Annotated in this window: 19 protein-coding genes; 6 read left to right on the forward strand and 13 right to left on the reverse strand. The window is 70.9% G+C overall.

Going from position 1 to position 17,240, the window contains the following annotated elements; translation table 11 throughout:
• Window positions 1-26 precede the first annotated feature (26 nt).
• Window positions 27-776, reverse strand: coding sequence for a TIGR00730 family Rossman fold protein (locus ACFYV1_RS11915; RefSeq protein WP_389395327.1), 750 nt, complete (start codon window positions 774-776; stop codon window positions 27-29).
• A 97-nt stretch (window positions 777-873) separates the two neighbouring features.
• The gene (dapE, locus tag ACFYV1_RS11920; RefSeq protein ID WP_389395328.1) at window positions 874-1,953 is read right to left on the reverse strand and encodes a succinyl-diaminopimelate desuccinylase; all 1,080 of its coding nucleotides are present in this window, start codon (window positions 1,951-1,953) and stop codon (window positions 874-876) included.
• An 82-nt stretch (window positions 1,954-2,035) separates the two neighbouring features.
• On the opposite strand from dapE, the gene ACFYV1_RS11925 reads away from it, so the two are divergent.
• Window positions 2,036-3,025 carry a hypothetical protein gene (locus ACFYV1_RS11925; protein WP_389395329.1) on the forward strand — a complete coding sequence of 330 codons (990 nt, stop codon included), beginning with the start codon at window positions 2,036-2,038 and terminating at the stop codon, window positions 3,023-3,025.
• A gap of 292 nt (window positions 3,026-3,317) precedes the next feature.
• Window positions 3,318-3,788 (forward strand): ATP-binding protein, encoded by a 471-nt coding sequence (locus ACFYV1_RS11930; RefSeq protein WP_389395330.1) that lies wholly within the window; start codon window positions 3,318-3,320, stop codon window positions 3,786-3,788.
• Between the two features lie 91 nt (window positions 3,789-3,879).
• Here ACFYV1_RS11930 and ACFYV1_RS11935 read toward each other — a convergent pair whose 3' ends face one another.
• Together ACFYV1_RS11935 and fdxA are read right to left on the reverse strand one after the other, a co-directional pair.
• Window positions 3,880-4,974, reverse strand: a complete 1,095-nt coding sequence (locus tag ACFYV1_RS11935; protein ID WP_389395331.1) for a bifunctional succinyldiaminopimelate transaminase/glutamate-prephenate aminotransferase — start codon at window positions 4,972-4,974, stop codon at window positions 3,880-3,882.
• A 114-nt stretch (window positions 4,975-5,088) separates the two neighbouring features.
• Entirely contained in the window at window positions 5,089-5,409 is a 321-nt protein-coding gene (fdxA, locus tag ACFYV1_RS11940) for a ferredoxin (RefSeq protein ID WP_003985062.1), read from the reverse strand.
• A 114-nt stretch (window positions 5,410-5,523) separates the two neighbouring features.
• Here fdxA and ACFYV1_RS11945 point away from each other — a divergent pair, with 114 nt between their 5' ends.
• A complete protein-coding gene (locus ACFYV1_RS11945; protein WP_389395332.1) occupies window positions 5,524-6,534 on the forward strand; it encodes a GNAT family N-acetyltransferase in 1,011 nt (336 codons plus the stop codon).
• Window positions 6,535-6,547: 13 nt separating this feature from the next.
• A complete protein-coding gene (locus tag ACFYV1_RS11950) occupies window positions 6,548-7,372 on the forward strand; it encodes a tetratricopeptide repeat protein (RefSeq protein WP_389395333.1) in 825 nt (274 codons plus the stop codon).
• Window positions 7,373-7,389: 17 nt separating this feature from the next.
• On the opposite strand, the gene ACFYV1_RS11955 is transcribed toward ACFYV1_RS11950, so the two are convergent.
• From ACFYV1_RS11955 to ACFYV1_RS11980, 6 genes are all read right to left on the reverse strand, one after another.
• Window positions 7,390-8,139, reverse strand: a complete 750-nt coding sequence (locus ACFYV1_RS11955; RefSeq protein WP_389395334.1) for an ATP-binding cassette domain-containing protein — start codon at window positions 8,137-8,139, stop codon at window positions 7,390-7,392.
• Entirely contained in the window at window positions 8,136-8,723 is a 588-nt protein-coding gene (locus ACFYV1_RS11960) for a hypothetical protein (protein WP_389395335.1), read from the reverse strand. Before ACFYV1_RS11960 ends, ACFYV1_RS11955 begins: the two co-directional genes overlap by 4 nt.
• A 2-nt stretch (window positions 8,724-8,725) precedes the next feature.
• A complete protein-coding gene (locus ACFYV1_RS11965; protein WP_389395336.1) occupies window positions 8,726-10,009 on the reverse strand; it encodes a magnesium transporter in 1,284 nt (427 codons plus the stop codon).
• Between the two features lie 225 nt (window positions 10,010-10,234).
• Complete coding sequence (locus ACFYV1_RS11970; protein ID WP_389395337.1) at window positions 10,235-10,588, reverse strand: hypothetical protein; 354 nt, start codon at window positions 10,586-10,588, stop codon at window positions 10,235-10,237.
• 69 nt (window positions 10,589-10,657) lie between these two features.
• Complete coding sequence (locus ACFYV1_RS11975) at window positions 10,658-10,861, reverse strand: DUF397 domain-containing protein (protein ID WP_389395338.1); 204 nt, start codon at window positions 10,859-10,861, stop codon at window positions 10,658-10,660.
• A complete protein-coding gene (locus ACFYV1_RS11980; protein WP_389395339.1) occupies window positions 10,848-11,672 on the reverse strand; it encodes a Scr1 family TA system antitoxin-like transcriptional regulator in 825 nt (274 codons plus the stop codon). Before ACFYV1_RS11980 ends, ACFYV1_RS11975 begins: the two co-directional genes overlap by 14 nt.
• A 117-nt stretch (window positions 11,673-11,789) precedes the next feature.
• Between ACFYV1_RS11980 and ACFYV1_RS11985 the strand changes: the two genes are divergently transcribed.
• On the forward strand, window positions 11,790-12,014 hold the full coding sequence (locus tag ACFYV1_RS11985) for a hypothetical protein (RefSeq protein WP_389395340.1): 225 nt from the start codon (window positions 11,790-11,792) through the stop codon (window positions 12,012-12,014).
• Between the two features lie 248 nt (window positions 12,015-12,262).
• Window positions 12,263-13,168, forward strand: a complete 906-nt coding sequence (locus tag ACFYV1_RS11990; RefSeq protein ID WP_389395341.1) for a hypothetical protein — start codon at window positions 12,263-12,265, stop codon at window positions 13,166-13,168.
• Between the two features lie 299 nt (window positions 13,169-13,467).
• Here the strand turns inward: ACFYV1_RS11990 and ACFYV1_RS11995 are convergent, their stop codons facing one another.
• The 3 genes from ACFYV1_RS11995 to mshB all read right to left on the reverse strand — a co-directional run bounded on the left by ACFYV1_RS11995 (window position 13,468) and on the right by mshB (window position 17,206).
• The gene (locus ACFYV1_RS11995) at window positions 13,468-15,633 is read right to left on the reverse strand and encodes a hypothetical protein (protein ID WP_389395342.1); all 2,166 of its coding nucleotides are present in this window, start codon (window positions 15,631-15,633) and stop codon (window positions 13,468-13,470) included.
• 233 nt (window positions 15,634-15,866) lie between these two features.
• Window positions 15,867-16,322, reverse strand: a complete 456-nt coding sequence (locus ACFYV1_RS12000) for a DUF6113 family protein (RefSeq protein WP_389395343.1) — start codon at window positions 16,320-16,322, stop codon at window positions 15,867-15,869.
• Window positions 16,319-17,206, reverse strand: a complete 888-nt coding sequence (mshB, locus tag ACFYV1_RS12005; RefSeq protein WP_389395344.1) for an N-acetyl-1-D-myo-inositol-2-amino-2-deoxy-alpha-D-glucopyranoside deacetylase — start codon at window positions 17,204-17,206, stop codon at window positions 16,319-16,321. The genes ACFYV1_RS12000 and mshB overlap by 4 nt, the downstream gene beginning before the upstream one ends.
• Window positions 17,207-17,240 lie beyond the last annotated feature (34 nt).

The following is a 17,240-nucleotide window of genomic DNA, read 5'->3' on the forward strand; positions in this document are numbered from 1 at the left end:
CCCGCTCCGGCAGCGGCCGAAGGCGGCTACCTGCCCGTCTCCTTGGAGACGAGCGCCACCGCCTCGTCCACGTCGTCGGTGACGTGGAACAGCATCAGATCCTTCTCGGACGCCTTGCCCTGGGCGATCACGGTGTTCCGCAGCCAGTCGACCAGCCCGCTCCAGTACTCCGTCCCGAAGAGCACGATCGGGAAGCGTGTCACCTTGCGGGTCTGGACGAGGGTCAGCGCCTCGAACAGCTCGTCCAGGGTGCCCAGTCCGCCCGGCAGCACGACGAAGCCCTGCGCGTACTTCACGAACATCGTCTTGCGGACGAAGAAGTAGCGGAAGTTCACGCCGATGTCGACGTGCGCGTTGATCCCCTGTTCGAAGGGCAGCTCGATACCGAGGCCGACCGAGATGCCCTTCGCCTCGCGCGCGCCCTTGTTCGCGGCCTCCATCACGCCCGGGCCGCCGCCGGTGATCACCGCGAAGCCGGCCTCCGCCAGCGCTCTGCCGAGCTGGACGCCGACCTCGTACTCGGGAGTGCCGGCCGGGGTGCGGGCGGAACCGAAGACGCTGATGGCGCCGGGCAGTTCGGCCAGCGCGCCGAAGCCCTCGACGAACTCCGACTGGATGCGCATGACCCGCCAGGGGTCCGTGTGCACCCACTGGGAGTCGCCCTCGGTGTCGAGCAGCCGCTGGTCGGTGGTGCCGGGCCTGATCTGTTCCCTGCGGCGCAGTACCGGTCCCAGCCGCTGCTCCTCCAGCGCCCGCAATCCCTCGGGGTTGCTCATGACCTGCTCCCTCCGCCGAACATCAAGTGCTTTGGGTCAGGGTAGGTCGGCCAACGTTACGAATGGCGAAATCGGGGCGATCCGCCAGGGTGCGGTGTCACGAAGTGAGCCAGGCGCGCAGCCGCTCCTCACAGTGCGTGATCCTGTCCACGGCGACGTGTTCGTCCCGCTTGTGGGCGAAGAGCGCGTCGCCGGGCCCGTAGTTGACCGCCGGTACGCCGAGCGCGCTGAAGCGTGAGACGTCGGTCCAGCCGAACTTGGGCTGCGCACTCCCGCCGACCGCTTCCATGAACGCGGCGGCGGCCGGGTGCGAGAGGCCGGGCAGGGCTCCGCCCGTGTGGTCGTCCACCACGATCTCGCTCACGCCGCAGTCGGCGAACACCTCGCGGACATGCGCCTCGGCCTCGGCCATGCTGCGGTCGGGGGCGTAGCGGTAGTTGACCACCACGGTGCACTCGTCGGGGATGACGTTGGTGGCCACACCGCCCTCGATACCGACTGCGTTGAGGCCCTCCCGGTACTCCAGGCCGTCGATGACCGGCCGGCGGGGCTCGTACGCGGCGAGACGGGCCAGGACCGGCCCCGCGGCGTGGATGGCGTTGGAACCCATCCAGCTGCGCGCGGAGTGCGACCGCTCGCCCTTCGTCCGCAGGTGGACCCGCAGGGTGCCCTGGCAGCCGCCCTCGACCTGGGCGTCGGAGGGCTCCAGGAGGACCGCGAAGTCACCGTCCAGCCAGTCCGGGTGCGCCTCGGCGACATGTCCCAGGCCGTTGAGGTGCGCGGCGACCTCTTCGTTGTCGTAGAAGACGAAGGTGAGGTCGCGGTTGGGTTCGGGGACGGTGGCCGCGATCCTCAGCTGGACGGCGACGCCCGACTTCATGTCGCTGGTGCCGCAGCCCCACAGAATGCCGTTCTCGTCGAGCCGCGAGGGCACGTTGTCGGCGATCGGAACCGTGTCGATGTGCCCGGCGAGCACGACCCGCTCCGTCCGCCCGAGGTTCGTCCTCGCGACGACGTTGTTGCCGTGCCGGTCGACGGTGAGGTGCGGCAGCTCGCGCAGCACCTCCTCGATGGCGTCGGCGAGGGGCTTCTCGCTGCCGCTGACCGACGGCATGTCGACCAGGGCGGCGGTGAGGGCGGGTCCGTCGAGGGTGAGGTCGAGCAAGGTCCGATGCATGGCTCCGACCCTAAACGCTCACGGACGGCCCCTTGGCGGCACACCCCCTGGGGCCGCGCGGGGGCTCCAGTACGGTGGGCTGGTGTCCGAAACCGCCTCCCCCGTCCGGCGCGGCCGCGCCCTGCGCTTCACGGCCGCGCTCCTCGTGCTGCTGGCCCTCATCGGTTACGTCGTGGTGCAGCACGTCACCGGGGGCAAAGCCGCGCGCTGTGTCGTCCGCGCCGCGGAGGGCGACGGCCCGTCGTACGACCTCTCGACCGAGATGGCGGGCAACGCGGCGACCATCGCCGCTGTGGGGACGACCCGCGGGATGCCGGAGCGGGCGGTCACGATCGCGCTGGCGACCGCCCTCCAGGAGTCGGCGCTGCGCAACATCGACCACGGCGACCGGGACTCGCTCGGCCTCTTCCAGCAGCGCCCGTCCCAGGGTTGGGGGACGCCGGAGCAGATCCTCGACCCCGTCTACGCGTCGGGGAAGTTCTACGACGGCCTGGCGGAAGTGCCCGGGTACTCACGGCTGCCGCTGACGGTCGCCGCCCAGCGTGTCCAGCGCAGCGGTTTCCCCCAGGCGTACGCGAAGCACGAGCCGGACGCCGCGCTGCTGGCGGCGGCCCTCACGGGCCGTGCGTCCGCGACGCTGACGTGCGGCGCGAAGGCCGGCGGCGGGCAGGGCGACCCCGCTCAGGTGCGTACGGAGCTCACGCGGGCGTTCGGGCCGGACGTGCTGCCCAAGGGCGGCAGCGGCCGGGGCCGTACGGGCGACGCGGACGCACGTGAGGTGTCCGTGCCGGTGCGGGCGGCGGCCGCCGCCGAGAGCGCGGGCGACGCGGGTGATCCCGGCGCGGCCGGCAGCGGCGGCTCCGGGGGGCACGACGGCGCTCGCGGTCCGGAAGGCGACAAGGGCGGCTGGAAGCTCGCGCACTGGGCGGTGGCGAGGTCGGACGAGCTGCGCATCGAGGAGGTCGCGTACGGCGGCCGGGTGTGGAGCGCCGCGGAGTCGGAGGACGGCTGGCGCCGGGCGGGCGGCGGCGAACCCGGCTCGGACGAGGTACGGATCCGCATCGCACGGTAGTCCGGAACCTCCCTCGAAGGAGGCAGTCCGTTCCTCTTCCGCGGAGCCCTTTCCCGGCCCCCCGCACTCTCCTGACGGCGAGGCCAATTCCCTTGCGGGGAACGGGAAGTGACGGTTCGCCAGGGCATCACGCAATGCCGCGTTTTCCCCTTTTTATCCAAGACCGATAATGCGACGCATTGCCAATTCTTTACCTTGGGGCACCGCAACTTCTCCCTGCCCAAACCCGGTTGTCAGGACGTCCGAACGCCGGACACACCATTCCGAACGTCCTCTCGTCCCAAGGAGCATCATGTCCCTCCCCCTGACCCGTCGGATCGCCCGTGCCGCGCTGCTCATCGCGGCGGGAGCAGCTCCCGTGGTCGGTGCGGCCGGCTCCGCAGGCGCCATGGAGCTCCCGCAGGCACCGGTCGGCGGCCTGTCGGCCCTCGACGCGGACAACGTCGGCGGCACGGTCGACGGCGTCTCCAAGGAGACCACCAAGGTCGCCGGTCAGGTCGGCGGAAAGACGGCGGAGAAGGCCGCCCCCGTCGCCACCAGGACCGTGGGCAAGACGGCCGAGAAGGCCGCCCCCGCCGCGACCAGGACCGTGGGCAAGACGGCCAAGTCGGCGACGCCGGTCGCCAAGAAGGCCACCGGTGGCGGCGCGGGTCAGGCGGGCGGCCTGGTCGGCGGCGCCACCAAGGGCGGTCTGCCGACCGACGCGCTGACCGGCGGCGGCCTGCCCACCAGCTCCCTCGGCGGCCTGCCGCTCGGCGGCTGACCGACCGGCACCGTACGCGCGGGGAGGGCCCTGGGAGCTTCTGCTTCCAGGGCCCTCCCCCGCGCCGGGCCGATTGCCGGGCGACGGCGGCTCAGCCGAGGCGCTTGACCGCCGCCTCGACCCGCTCGTCGGTCGCGGTGAACGCCACCCGTACGAAACGCGTCCCCGCCTCGCCGTAGAAGTCACCGGGCGCCACCAGGATGCCCAGCCCCGCGAGGTACGCCACCGTGTCCCAGCACGGCTCGTCGCGGGTGGCCCACAGGTAGAGGCTGGCCTCGCTGTGCTCGATCCGGAACCCGTGCGCCTCGAGCGCGGTGCGCAGCGCCGTGCGCCGTGCCGCGTACCTGGCGCGCTGCTCGGTGACGTGGGTGTCGTCGCCGAGCGCCGCGACGGTGGCCGCCTGCACCGGGGCCGGGGTCATCATGCCGCCGTGCTTGCGGATCTGCAGCAGCTCGCCCAGCACGTCCGCGTCGCCCGCGACGAACGCGGCGCGGTAGCCGGCCAGGTTGGAGCGCTTGGAGAGCGAGTGGACGGCCACCACGCCCGCGTACGAGCCGCCGCAGACGTCCGGGTGGAGGACCGAGACCGGCTCCGCCTCCCAGCCCAGCTCCAGGTAGCACTCGTCGCTGAAGACCAGCACACCGTGCTCGCGCGCCCAGGCGACGATCCGGGTCAGCTCGTCCTTGTCCAGCACCCGGCCGGTCGGGTTGGACGGCGAGTTGAGCCACAGCAGCTTCAGACCCGCCGGGTCGAGCTCCGTGGGGTCGTCGTACACCACCGGGGTGGCCCCGCAGAGCCGTGCGCCCACCTCGTACGTGGGGTAGGCGAGCCGGGGGTACGCGACCTTGTCGCCGACGCCCAGGCCGAGCTGGGTCGGAAGCCAGGCCACGAGCTCCTTCGAGCCGACGACCGGCAGGACGTTGGTGTGCGCCACGCCCACCGCGCCGAGCCTGCGCTCGACCCAGGAGGCGAGCGCGTCGCGAAGCGCCGGGGTGCCCCACACCGTCGGGTACCCGGGCGAGTCCGCGGCCTCCACCAGGGCCTTCCTGATCAGCTCGGGAACCGGGTCGACCGGTGTGCCGACGGAGAGGTCCACGATCCCGTCCGGATGGGCGGCGGCCGTCGCCTTGTACGGCTCGAGCTTGTCCCAGGGGAAGGCGGGAAGTCGCGAGGAGACTGCGGGCACGGCGGCGCTCACTTTCGGGAACCGGACGCTCTCGCGTACGGGAACTGAGGGGTCAAACACCTCGGTCCCGTACGGACGACGAACCGTACGGGACCGGGGACATGAGAACTGGGATCAGCCGTTCTGCGGCGGCAGTGCGGCGATGAAGGGGTGGTCCCGCTCGATCAGGCCGAGCTTGGAAGCACCACCGGGCGAGCCGAGCTCGTCGAAGAACTCGACGTTCGCCTTGTAGTAGTCCTTCCACTCCTCCGGGGTGTCGTCCTCGTAGAAGATGGCCTCGACCGGGCAGACCGGCTCACAGGCACCACAGTCGACGCATTCGTCCGGGTGGATGTACAAGGACCGGGAGCCCTCGTAGATGCAGTCGACGGGGCACTCCTCGATGCACGCCTTGTCCTTGACGTCGACACAAGGCTGCGCGATGACGTAGGTCACGCTGTCGTTCCTCCTCGATAAGGGCTGGCTTGCGCGGGAGCGCGGCGTCGTCGATGCCCGCCTCTAGTATCTCCGTTCTCGGTAACGATCCGAACAGGAGGGGCTCACAGAGCTGTGGAATTCACTGCGGGCGGACGGCTCGAGATCCGCATCACACCTTCTGACGTGGGCAAACGCGTCTCGGTCAGACGCTTGAGCGACGCTGAAGCCTCGGTCGCGAAGTTCACCGACACGGTCGGTGTTCTCACATCATGGACCGGTGGTGTGCTGCTGATCACACGACGGACCGGGGAGAGCGTCCACATCCCGGAAGCATCCATGGTCGCGGGCAAGGTCGTGCCGGCGGCCCCCGCACGGCGCAGGGGCCCCGCGGCGGACTTCCCCGAGCTCGCACGGGTCACCGCGCGCGCCTGGCAGCCGGTGGAGCGGGAACTCCTCGGGGACTGGGAGCTGCGGGCCTCCGGCGGCTTCACCCGGCGCGCCAACTCGGTGCTGCCCCTCGGCGATCCCGGCATGCCGCTGGATCGCGCGCTGGAGCGGGTGCGTCACTGGTACACGGCCCGCGGCCTTCCGGCGTACATCCAGACCGCGACGGGCGCGGCGGGCACACAGGAACCGCTGTGCGCCGAACTGGAGGCACGGGACTGGCGCCGGGAGGTATCCGCCCAGGTGCACATCGGGGGCCTGGCGGCGGTGGGCGACCTGGACGCGGACGTTTCGCGCGTCGCCGTCTCCCGCTCCTTCGACGAGGCATGGCTGCGGCGCTACCAGCGCTTCGGTGTGCCCGGACCCGATGTGCTCGACGTCCTGGGCAGCGGACCCTCCGTGTGGTTCGCGTCCGTGCCCGGCGCCGTCGGACCGGGAGCCGGCGAGGTCCCCGCCGCCATCGGCCGTTGCGTCGTCGACGGACGCTGGGCGGGCTTCATGGCCGTGGAGGTCGATCCGGCGCAGCGGCGGCAGGGCCTGGCCACCGCGGTCATGGCCGCGCTGGCACGCCGTGCCCTCGACGAGGGCGCGTCGGCGGCCTGGCTGCAGGTCGAGTCGGACAACGACGGCGCGCGCGCCCTGTACGGCGGCATGGGCTTCTCCGTCCACCACCACTACCACCACTACCGGGCGCAGTAGGGCGGGGGCACACATGCAAGACGACGACCGGCGTTCGCGTTTCGCGGCACAGGCCCGCTCGGAACGTCCCGACCTGGCCCTGCTGTGCCTGCTGATCGGCGCGGAGGCGGACCCGTCACTGGACGAGACCGGCATGGACGAGGCCCAGATCGAACTCGACCGCCTCGCCGGGATGCTCCCGTACCGCCCGCGCGGCCCGCACGCCCGGGCGGCCGCTCTCGCCGACCTGCTGGGCGGCCGGGAGGGTTTCCACGGCACCGCCGGTGACTACAGGCGCCTGGAGTCCTCCCTGCTCCACGAGGTGCTGCGCCGCCGGCGCGGCCTGCCGATCCTGCTCTCCGTCGTCTGGACGGAGGTCGCCCGGCGGGCCGGCTGGCACGTGTACGGGGTGGCCCTGCCGGGTCACTTCGTGGTCGGCTTCGGCGACCCGGAGGAACAGGTCCTGGCCGACCCCTTCGCGGCCGGCCGCGTCCTGTCCGGCACGGACACCGAACTCCTCGTCACCAGCACGACGGGCGCCTCCCTCAGCCCGTCGATGCTCACCCCGGCCGACCCGCTCGCCGTCGTCTCGCGCGTCCTCGGCAACATCCGCGCCTGGGCGGCCCTGCGCCCGGAACACTCCGCCGTCGCCCTCTGGGCGCTCGACCTCCTGCTCCTCTTCCCCTCCCACCCCGCACGCCTCCGCTACGAGCGCGCACAGCTCCTCGTACAGCGGGGCGACTACCTGACCGGAGCGGCGGAGATGGAGGCGTACGCGGAGGTCGTGGGTGCGGTCGAACCGACGACGGCCGAAGAGATCCGCGGCCACGCCCTCGCGGCCCGCGCCCACCTCAACTGACGCTCCGAGCGGACTGATCAACCACTGCCTTCGAGGCCCATGAGGACGGAGTACGCGGACTCGGCCCGACGTGCCGGAGCGGCGTCGGGGTGTGCGTGGTCCAGGAAGCTCCGGGTTCCGCCGTGGTGCAGGATGCGGCCACGGTCCATGAGGGAGACGGTGTTCGCCTCGTCGGCCAGGTCGGCTATGTCGTGGGTGGACATCAGCACCGGGATCCGGGCCGCGACCTCCCGCACGACGTCTCGGAACACCGTGCGCTGGTGGGGGTCGAGGCCGGCCGTGGGCTCGTCGAGGAGGATCACCCGCGCGTCGTGGGCGAGGGCGCAGGCGATGCCCACACGGCGCAGCTGGCCTCCGGAGAGCTTGGCCGTCTTCTTACCGCTCTGTTCGGCGAGGCCCACCTGATCGAGGACGGACCCAGCGCGCTCCCAGGCTCTGGTGCGGTTCTCCCTCTTGAGCCAGGCCACGTATGCCACGTATTCGCGGGCGGTCAGCTGCCGTGACGTCGGCACCCGCTGGGGCAGCCAGGCCACGTGGCGGCGGTATTCGCGGCTGGCGGAGGTGAGATCCGAGCCCTTGAGCAGGACTCGGCCCGCGCGGGGTGCCACCGTGCCGGCCAGGAGGGCCATCGTGGTCGACTTGCCCGCTCCGTTGGGGCCGAGCAGGATCGTCAGACCTTCGCCCGGGACTTCGTAGTCGAAGCCGGCGAGAACGGGGCGTTCCCAGCGCCGGTAGCGGAAGGTGACGCGGTTGAGCAGCACGGTCATCGGTCGGTCCTAGGTGCGAAGCAGAGGAGGGAGAGGAGCCCGGCCAGGAATACGGCGGCGGCCCCCACGGTGGCGTGGGTGACGTGCGCCGCCTCGGTGACGATCACCCAGGGGTAGGGGTCGTCGCGGCTCCGGCCGCCGAGAAACATGGCCTGGATCATCCAGAAGACGGGGAGCAGGGGCGCGCGGTGGCCCATCAGTGGCCAGGCGCCCAGGGCGAGTCCGCAGAAGAGCAGGTTGTTCCGCGCGGCCACCGCTGGGGCATCCGATCCCAGCAGCGACATTCCCGCGGCCACTGCTGTCACAAGGAGCGCGAAACCTGACACAAGGATGATGTCTCGCGCGTCGATTCGGCGGATGGCGGAGCGTTCCACCGAAGGCATCCGCCGTTCGAGGCATGCGATCAAGCAGACACTCGGAATGAGAGTGACGAAGTTGCTGAGTTCCGTCACCGTCGCGTACTGCCCCAAGAACGAGGGGAAGACGACTTCCACACCACCGGTCAGGCTGACACCCAGGACGAACGCGAGCAGAGCGCCAGGCAGCAACTCGAGGGCGCCCCGCTGACGTAGCCACCAGATCATGCTCAGCGACCCGCCTGGCATGCGGCCCGGAGCTGCTGGGCGTACCAAGCCTTCTGCTCCGGCAGGGGCAGCTTGCTCACTCTGGCTGTCTCGGACAGCAGTTGCTCCCTGGTCTGGCCTTGGCTGAACCCTTGGGTCTCCCGGGAGAGCCATGCCATGTAATGGCCATCGACCCCTATGGCCTGGGCCGCCCAGAGGGTGTTGTAGTGCAGTACGTTCCAGTTCGGATTCTCGCAGGGCATGCCGACCACGGAGATGGCGATGTTCTCCCGGAGGGCCTGATCCGCATTGCCCGGCCCGAGGGCGAGTGTCCAACCCTCTCCGCCGGTGTCGATCTGCCGAACATCCGCAACGGCGATATCGGTAATACGGTGAGGTTTCCGGGCGATGATGCCCTTGTCTTCCAACCGGGCCGTCATCTGTGCGAGTTCGACCTGAACCTCACCGATGTGCTCGGAACCGACCTCCGGCAGACAGACCTTGGGCATGGTCCCCTCGCAGGCGACCGGGGCCAGCCCCTTGGTGGTCGGAGGAACGGAACGCCAGTCCATGGTGATGCCGTAAGCGGCGAAAAGGCCGCCGACCGCGAGGACGAGAGACAGGGCGGCGGAGCGAACACGGTCGCGGTGGGGACCTGCCAGCACGGCGCAGGCAAGGGCCAGACAAACCGTGGGCAGAATCGCGGCTGCTGTCATGGCGGGCGAGTAGGCCTCGCCGAACCCCACCCAGGAGATCGACCCGGTGACGTGATGCGCCCAGAAGCTGTCCGTACCCAGCGGAAAACTGATACCCACGAAGACGGCCACCGATACGAGCGGTGCGGAGTACAACGCGTGAAGTCGGAGGCCGACGACGAATCCGATGACGGCATGGGCGGTGAGCAGGACCACCACAATGCCCATGAGGTGCAGTGCGTACAGATCGGGAAAGACTCCGACCACCCACAGCCCACCCGCCATGACTCCAGCGGTCAGCACCGACAGGGACACCACGGTGATGAGAACGGGCCGCGCCGCGATGCGCCACATGGGCTGGACGGAACCCAGGTCCCAGGTACCCAGAGCCTTGAGACGGGTCGCCTCCACGGCACTCAGCCCCGCCGCAGCCGCGGCGGCCATCGGGACGGGGGCATGCACCGCGTACGACGCCGCCTGCGCTGCCCACGGCAGGACGATGAGGTGCTCGATGCGTCGGGTGCTCGTGAGGAAGACGAAGGCGAAGAAGAGGCCGATGAAGGGCGTGGCCGGCACAGCAGGGTGTGTGCGGAGAGAGGTGGAGAAACGCATGAGGCCTCATAAGGAAAGCGGCCGGGCCTCGCGCGCTGCACAAAGGCCCGGCAGGATCAGTCGGCCAAGGCAGTACCTACGTTGACCTCGGAAACGACGACGGTGTAAGAGATCGCACCCCGAACCGATCTGATCGATTGCAAAGCAGTAGCTGTCGCAGGGCAGCCCCGACTCGGGCTCGTCGCCCGCCGAGCAGCTTCTTGACCGGGGCTCATCCCACCCCGTTCAGCGGAACTCGTGCACGACCTGGATCTCACCAACGATGTGAGCGTTGAACTCGTCCAGTTCCTCTGCGGGCACCCACAGCTCGAGGATGGTCCTGCCGCCGGCCTGCTGGACGGGATAGCGGGCGACGAACTCCGAGTCGACCTCGAACCGGGTGACGAAGCCCGCGCCGTCGTGCTTGACGTTCCAGTCGCGTGCGATCTGGACCGCGTAGTCCTCGTTGAGCACGGGGTAGAAGATCGGCTGCTCAGGCAACCTGGGCGGCCAGGCCCGCCACCCCGACTCCCGTACGAGATCGAGCTCGACGGGGCCGGTGGGGCGCCAGAGGGTCGTGGTGGCAGGGCTGTTGGTCATGCGGCCGGACGATACCGCCGGGCTCGGCCGACCAGCCAAGGGTTTCCGGCGACGAGCGCGCCCCTGCCGTCAGCCGAGACCGCCCGTACGGACGGCGGCGGCGAAGGAGGCCCAGGCGGTCGGGGCGAAGGGCACCACCGGGCCGGTGGGGCGCTTGCTGTCGCGGACCGGCACGGCGGACGGGTGCGCGGCGTCGACCTCGAGGCATTCGCCGCTGTTGCCGCCGCTGTGGCTGGACTTGCGCCAGGACGGTGTGTGGTCACTGCGCTTCATGCTCGTAATCCTCCGCGACGGACCTGATCAGTGCCAGGGACTTGCGGTGCGACAGCGCGTCGCCCTGCGCGTGATCGTAGACCTCTTGGCATTGCCGCACCACGGACGGAATCTCCCAGACCCGTCCTGTCTTCAAGCCCTCCACATACGCGATGGGCGGCATGTCGTCGAACCACATGAGCTTGACCGGACCTTCCAGCGCAGCGTGGGCGCCGGCGCCGAACGGAAGGACGTGCACGCGGATGCGTCTCTTCTCCGCCAGGGCAACGATGTGACGAAGCTGTTCGCACATCACAGCCGGGCTTCCGATGACCTGACGCAGGACCGCCTCGCCGAACAGCGTCCACACCACTGGTGAGTCGAAGTTGTCGAGGATGCGGGCCCGTTCCAGACGCGTGACCAACAGCCTGTCACTTTCCTCAACACTCTTCGGCGGATGGCCCGAGCCGAGCACCTCGCGGGCGTACGACTCGGTTTGGAGGAAGCCGGGAACCAGGGCGTTGGCGTACTCCCGAATCACCGATGCCTGTTGCTCGAACTCCATGGCCTCCGCGAAGTGTTCCGCCACCGCCTTGCCGTCCAAGGCCGGCAGGAAGCGTACGAAGAAGCCACCCGCGCCCAGCGCCTGGTCCAGCCGGCGCGCGTCGGACTCGTCCGGGCGGCGGCGGCCGGCCTCGATGTGGGCGATGTGGGTGCGGGACATGACAGCGCGTTCGCTCAGCTCCTCCTGTGTGAGGCCGACCGCCTCACGTCTGCGCTTCAGCTCCTCGCCGTACTTGGTCCGCGAATGCGGGTTGTCCTCGATCGCCATCCGCCAACGCCCCCTCGTGCCATCCGCGTTGTCACGCCCGGACACCTACCGAGCGTAGTCGCGGCCGGGCCACGCTGTGAGCGGTTCAGCACACAGAGCTAGGAGATCGACAGAATTATGGGCACAACCCACAACATCGGCGCTTTCGTCGCCCACACGGGGACGGACGTCTACGGGCCGGGGAAGGTCATCGGTGTGGACGGCGAACACAGACGCGTCAGGTTTGTGTACTTCGTCGCCACCATCCGGGCCGCCGACCTCCGTACCGCCTCGGACGCGGAGGCCGTGCAGGTCAGGGAGTGGCTTCAGCGGAAGCAGGCCCGGTACGGAGGCCGGTGGTGATGACCGTGCGCGTCTCGCGCGACGGCGGGCGGACGTGGGAGCGGAGGGTCGTCCACCGACCCCGGCGCGGTGTCGTGCCGGTCGATTCGGGGATGCGGTGGCCGCCCTGCCGCTGCCCCCGCTGCAATCACATGAAGTGACCGTGCGTATGCAGAACTTGATGTACGGTGAGCGCAAGACGGCCCCCGTCACCGGTTGCAGCCGGCGCCGAGGGCCTACATCCCAAGTGCTTATAGGGAGCACCGGAAATGCTTCGTCATGCTATCCCGCCTGCGCGTTTCTTCTCGCAGATCCCGAACGACATCCTGCGCCACCCCCGCCTCGGCTCCGACGCCGTACGGCTCCTGAGCTGGCAGCTCTCCCTCCCCGCCGACCGGCACGAGTCCCTGTCGGCCACCGCCGCCCGCGCCGGGATCAAGCCGGTGGCCTTCCAGCGGGCGAAGAAGCAGCTCAAGCAGGAGGGCTTCTTCCACGAATGGAAGGAGCAGGGGCGCGGCGGTCTCTGGCGCACCCGGCAACTCGTCTCGAACGTGCCCCTGACCGCCGACGAGGTCACCTCACTCCGGAACCCGGCACCGACCCCCGCGAATCCGGCCGTCGGTGAACCGGCTCCCCGGTCCGTCGGTCGTCATCCAGACGAAGAACGAGAAGAGAAGACCTCCAACCCTCCCGCGGCGACGGCGCCCGAACCGGACCCGTCCACGGCCGCGGCCCGCCGGCTGGTGGGTGCCTTGCGGGCGCTGGACCCCCGGCTCCACGTCCCACGCGGCATGCTTCCCGAGCTCGCCGCTCTCGCCGCACAGTGGCTGCGGCTCGGCCACACGGCCGACGGCGTACGGGAGGCCGTCCGGCACGGTCTGCCCGGCCCCGCCCAGCCGATCCACCGCCCCGGCGGCCTGCTGCGCCACCTTCTGCGTGACGCGCCCCCGCCGCCTGCCCCGCCCGAGCCGCCCCGCGTCTCCCGTATGCGCGAGTGCGCGGGAGACGGGCACACCCAGCCGCTGCTGTTCGAGCCCGTCGGAGACGAGGAGCTGTGCCGGGACTGCCGCCGGGAGCGGGCGGGGACGAGCGCGGCAAACGTCGCACCAGGGGCCGCGCTCACTGTCGTACTGGGCGTGGCCGCGGCCCGTTCCGCGCTCCGGGGAGGGGCGTGACGCCCTGCACCAGGGCCAGGGCCGCATGTCGCCCGTTCGCGCGCGCAGCCAGGTCTCAAAGTCGAACGGTGTCCGTTCACCATGCTCGGGACTCGCCTTCAACTTACTCAGATCGATCACAGTAAGTTGAAATTGAGTAACTAACCCGATACGCAGCGCGAGTAACGCGGCCCGGTGCCGCCGGGTCTCTCGTGCCGGCCAGCGGCCGCCGATCTCGCAGGCGTGCGCTCCGCGACGGAGCCCCTCCACCCGTTTTCGGGCGAGGGGCTCCGTCGACAGCAGAGTTCCGTGGAGGCCGCTCAGCTCGGGTCGAGTTCGATGACCGCCGTGCGTTCCGCGGGGGTCTTGCCGCGCAGGGCCGGGCCCATCGCCTGGGCCACGTCGTCCGCGGAGACCTCGTGCTTCTTGCCGTCGCCCTTGGTGATCATGACACCGTCGAAGACGCCCTCGAGCAGGGTCTCGATGGCCTGCTTGTCGTAGACCTCGACCAGCCTGCCGTCGATCGCCTTCATCGAGAGGATCTTCGGCAGTGACTTGGTCGGTCCGAACTGGATCGACTTGCCGCCCGCCTTGATCGTGACCAGGCCGGACATCGCGGGCTCCGCGAACTCCTTCATCGCCCGGTCGAGCTCGGCCTGTGTGATGGTCGGCTGGCGAGTGGCCACCGGCAGTTCCACCACGTCCGGCTTACCGGTCTGCACCTGGGCGCGGTACGCGTCCTTGACCGAGATCATCGATCGGCCGACGTCCAGCGACTGGCCCGGCTTGCCGGGCACCGCGACGGCCTTGCCCGGCTCGAACCGGATCGTCCCGTCGTTGGAGGACCCGGCGGTGCCCGCCAGGTCCGCGAGGGCGACGCTCAGCTTCTCCTCGTCGACGAGGATCACCGGCTGGGCGACGCGCTCACCGCCGAACAGGGAGCCGATGACGGAGACCGGGTTGTAGTCGCTGCCCGCCGCGCCTCTGACGGTGGCCTGGCTGTCCAGGGACAGTCCGGCCTTGTCCGGGGCGAGCTCGGTCTTCTTGCCGCCCACGGAGAGCTGCAGCGGCGCCTTGGCGCGCTCGCCGAACGCGGCCTCGAGCTTGTTGACGGCCGCCTCCTTCGTGCCGCCGCCGATGTCGACGCCGAGGACCGTGGTGCTCTTGGGCACGTCGGAGTGGTTGAGCAGCAGTCCGGCTCCGTACGCGATGCCGAGCAGACCGACCACGCCGACGCCGGCCAGCACCAACTTGGAGCGGCCCTTCCTGGCAGGTGCGGGCGCCGGTGCGGGGCGGGGCGCGGGCCTGGACTCGGCGTCCGGCGTGACGGGGCCTCCGGCGCCGCCGGGGCCGGCCGGGAATTCCGGTACGGAGAAGTCGCCTTCGTGGATCGGCGTCCGCACCGGCGGCCCGGGCTGGGTCAGGATCGGATTCGGTCCGGTGCCGGGACCGGTGTCCGGTCCGCCGAGCGGCGGGAACGGCGAGCGGTGCGCGCCGGGAACCACCGGGATGCCGCTGGTCAGCGTGTCACCGGAGACATGGCCCCGACCGGCGCCGCCGTCGGGTGCGGGCTTCTGCGGGGTGAGCACGGCCGTGTCGTCGGACATCCAGGGTCCGGGCGCGCCCGTGCCCGGTGCCGGAGCGCCGGGGCGCGGCCCGAGCGGCATGCTGCCGGTGGCCGGGCCGGCCGTCGGGCCGGCAGGGCCGGCGTTGCGGTCCGGTGCGCCGGGGGGACGGAAGCCCTGCGGGGGCGTGTTGCGCCCCGGGGCGAACCCGTTGCCCTGACCCGGGCCGCTGCCCTGACCCGGACCGTTGCCCTGACCCGGGCCGCTGCCCTGACCGGGACCGTTGCCGGGAGCTCCGGGGCGTGGGCCCGCGGGGCGGGACGGGGCGGCCTGCTCCGCGAGGGCCGCCAGACCGCTCGGGTTCGGGGCCGTGGGGCCGGGACCTCCCTGAGCCGGGCCGGTGCCGGTGGGCGCACCCGTGCCGTGTGCGGGGGTCGACCCGGCGGGCGGCGGGCCCGCGGACGGCTTCCGCGGCGCGAACCAGTCGCTGGCGGGGGGCTTGTCGTCGCCCTGCGGGGCCGACCCCGTCTCCTGCGGCGCTCCGGGGCGCGGCGTGCTGCCCGTACGCTCGCCATCCCGCTCCGCGGCTGCTGCGCCGCCGGGCGCTCCGGAGGTGCCGGGGCCGCTCGAGCCGGAGCCGGAATCCGGTCGGCTGTCGACGTCGCTCATCGGCGTACGCATCACGACCGGCGGAATCGGCCGCGAACCCGGGATGTTGATCCGGATGCGCGTCGTCAGCGTCGTCTCGGTCTTCTTCTCTTCCGGCTGCTGCTCGGGGGCCGCTCCCGCGGCATCGTCCGGAGCGTCCTGCGGGTGCAGCGACGGATACTGGCGCGATCCGTACGGCGGTGTCCCGGAGGGATACGCGGCTCCACCGCGCCCCTGGGGGCCGGAGGACGAACTGTCAGTTTCACGACTCAAAGCAGGTTCTCCCGGTTGGCTTCGCCGCCCGTTCTTACTGGATAGCTACTGCTGCGGGCGGCTCGGCGGCGCGCACCACCATACTGGCCACCGCCGACGGACACCCCGGGACTGCGGGAAGCGGCGTTCGGCCGACCGTACGGGCATGGTCAGTTCGACGGCTTCCCACTCCGTGGGGCGACCCACCATAGGGGGCCGGTCCCACCGGCTGCTTGCTGGGGTCCTGTCGGTGTCTATCCGCCAAGTCGGCCCGGCTCGCCGCCGGGTTGCGGCAACCGCGACATGGTGGCACACATCACAGCGATCGCCATGCCACCGAGCATGAAGACGAGCGGTCCGATCCCCGCCCCGAACATGGCGTCGCCCTCGGGACGTCCGGTGCTCAGAAGGACGATCGCCATGAGCCAGCCCACCGCGGACGAGGCCACTCCGAGCTGAGTGGACGTCGCCCGCAGCGAGCCGAGGAACAGGCCGGCGGAGGCAAGCAGCGCCAGCGCCAACCCGCCCGGGAACCAGGCCGCTTGGACGAGCGAGCCCGCCGCGCCGACGACCGCTCCGAGAACCGCCAGAGCGAGGTACGCGGCGATCCGGCCGGGCCTCGGGGGCTTCGGAGACCGGGTGAGCCAGGAGTCCGTCGCGCCCGGTTCGGCGCCGCCCTTCCCGCCGCCGTCCCTGCCGCCGCCGCTCATCGCGAAACTCCCGCGAAAAGGTCGTACTCCCGCTCGCCGGACCCGGCCCCGGACCTGCCCGCGACCAACTGGTAGTACTCGGTGGTGAACAGGGGTTGTCCCAGATCGTTGGAGAGGGCGAAGAAAGGCCCGTCCACGGCGATTTGCGTGGCGTGCGCCCGCATGGCGGCCGCCTTGTGCTCCGCGTACGCGCTGCCATCGATCTCGGCGGTGATGTCGGAGTCGTCCACCACGCCGGGGATGTCACCGATGTCGGCGACACCGGGAAAGTCCGCGCCCGTGGCACGCAGCCGGGCGAAGCCCTCCTCCGCCACGGACCGCGGAACACGGTTCCAGTAGATCTTCGCGATCTCGTGCGGCACCCCGAGGTCCCGCCGGAAGGCGGGCTCGGCGGCCAGCTCGGCGGCACGCATGGCCACGCGGTGCGTCTGGATGTGGTCCGGGTGGCCGTATCCGCCCTCGGGGTCGTAGGTCACCATCACCTGCGGACGCACCGAACGGATGATCTCGACCAGGTGAGCGGCCGCCTCGTCGACGTCCGCGCTCCAGAACGCACCCTCCCGGTGGTTCTGTTCGAGCCCCATCATCCCGGAGTCCCGGTAGCGGCCCTGACCACCGAGGAAGCGGTGGTCGGTGACGCCCAGCTCCTTCATCGCGGCGGCCAGTTCCCCGACACGGTGGGGACCCAGCCGGTCCTCCCGGTCCGGCGCGAGATGGGCGAGATCATCCGGAATGACCTCCCCCTCCTCGCCGAGGGTGCAGGTCACCAGGGTGACCTGGGCGCCGGCGGCCGCGTACAGGGCCATCGTGGCGCCGTTGTTGATCGACTCGTCGTCCGGATGGGCATGCACCAGGAGCAGACGACGGGCGGGAAGATCCTTCATACAGCACACCCTAGAACGGGCAGGGGCGGGCGGC

The organism is Streptomyces sp. NPDC003023 (assembly GCF_042888225.1).
In the GTDB taxonomy this organism is placed as follows: domain Bacteria; phylum Actinomycetota; class Actinomycetes; order Streptomycetales; family Streptomycetaceae; genus Streptomyces.